Genomic DNA, 1,501 nt, shown 5'->3' with positions numbered 1-1,501 from the left:
TCCCACAGGTGGACGCGACGGGCCGGGGTGTCCCGGCTCCGCCGCGTCCACCTGTGGGACCGCCCACCGACGGCGAGGGTTGCCCGGCAGGTTCAGGAGGCGCAGACGGGCACGCCCGGGAGCTGGTTGTCCGGGGAGCTGACGTAGATGTTGGTCATCCAGCCGCCGTACTGGGGGAGGTAGGCCCACCACGCGTTCACGTAGGGCGGGACGCTGACCTCCTGGCCGAGCTTCTGGCAGCTCACCAGGACCTCCACGCCGGCCGGCAGCGTCGTCAGCCGGGCGGCGGTGGCCGACGGCTGCTGGCGCACGTTCACCCCGGAGCCCCAGGTGCCGAACCAGGTCCCCGCCGGGCGGACCGCGCCGGGCACGTTCAGGGACCGGGTGAGCCGGTTCACGGCCGAGTAGGCGGTCCCGTACGGGGTGCCGTCGGCGTGCAGGGTGAGGACGGCCACGATGGCGCGGTCGCCGGTGCCCACGGTGCCGGTGGTGTGCAGGGCCTCCCGCGTCAGGTCGACGCCGGCCGCGGCGGGCGCCGCCCCGGACTGCGCCGCCCCGGGCGCGGACGTCGTCGTGGAGCCCTGCTCGGCGGCGAGGGGGACGGTCGTCGACGGCCTGGGCGAGCAGCTGCCGGAGCCGCCGAAGCCGGACCAGCCCTGCTTGACCGCCCACGGCCGCGAGAAGGACCCGGCGATGCCGAAGTGCTGGTCGAAGCCGTCGGTGGCGCAGCGCGTCGACTGCCGCAGGTTGCCCATCACGTAGTCCCGCACCGGCGCGGGCGCGGTGTCCAGCACGTACCGGTAGATCCGCACCGTGTCGGCGGCCGACAGGGACACGTATCCCCAGTAGCTCTCGTACCCGGCGGGCGGGCCGACGGTGTCGGTCAGGCCGAGCTGCGCGGCGGTCCGGTCGATGATCGCGGTCCGGCCGCCCAGGTCCCAGTAGTAGCCGGCCGCGTTGTCGTCGCTGCTGCGGAGCATCGCGTCGATCCGGGTGCGGTCGGCCGAGGGCAGGGTGCGCGGGTCGTGGGTGCGCAGGTGGTCGAGGGCGAGCAGCAGCTTCACCACCGAGGCCGAGCGGAACCGCGCGTTCTCGTTGAGCCGCTCGGTGAAGGTTCCGGTCGTGCGGTCGAAGACGGCCACGCCGGCGGTCACTCCGGCCGGGACGACGACCTGTGCGGCACGGGCCGGCGCTGCGGTGGGGGCCGGCGCGGCGGTGGCGGGCGGGGCCCCGGTCAGGCCCAGGGCGGTCGCCGCCAGGGCGAGGACGGTGAGCGGGCTGCGGAGCCGCCGCGCGCGGTGCGGGCGCGGGGGCGCCGGTCGGCCGGCGGCCGCCGGGCCGTGGCGGAGGGTCGGACGGTTCACGGTGCGTACCCCATTTCGGTCGGGCCGCCGGGCCGGCCGGACGGCGGCAGCACGCTAGGGCCCGCGACGCCCGGGCGGAACGGGTGAGTCGGCCAGGTTCGCGGCCTGCGACCGGGGCGGACCCGCGGACGGGGGCC

Annotated in this window: 1 protein-coding gene; it reads right to left on the bottom strand. The window is 76.7% G+C overall.

Annotated features, from left to right (window positions below; genetic code table 11):
- Window positions 1-92 precede the first annotated feature (92 nt).
- Complete coding sequence (locus ACOV8S_RS30815; protein ID WP_448321781.1) at window positions 93-1,259, bottom strand: hypothetical protein; 1,167 nt, start codon at window positions 1,257-1,259, stop codon at window positions 93-95.
- Window positions 1,260-1,501: the final 242 nt, after the last annotated feature.

Source organism: Streptomyces sp. CO7 (assembly GCF_053474865.1).
This window is presented reverse-complemented; position numbering and strand designations above follow the sequence as displayed.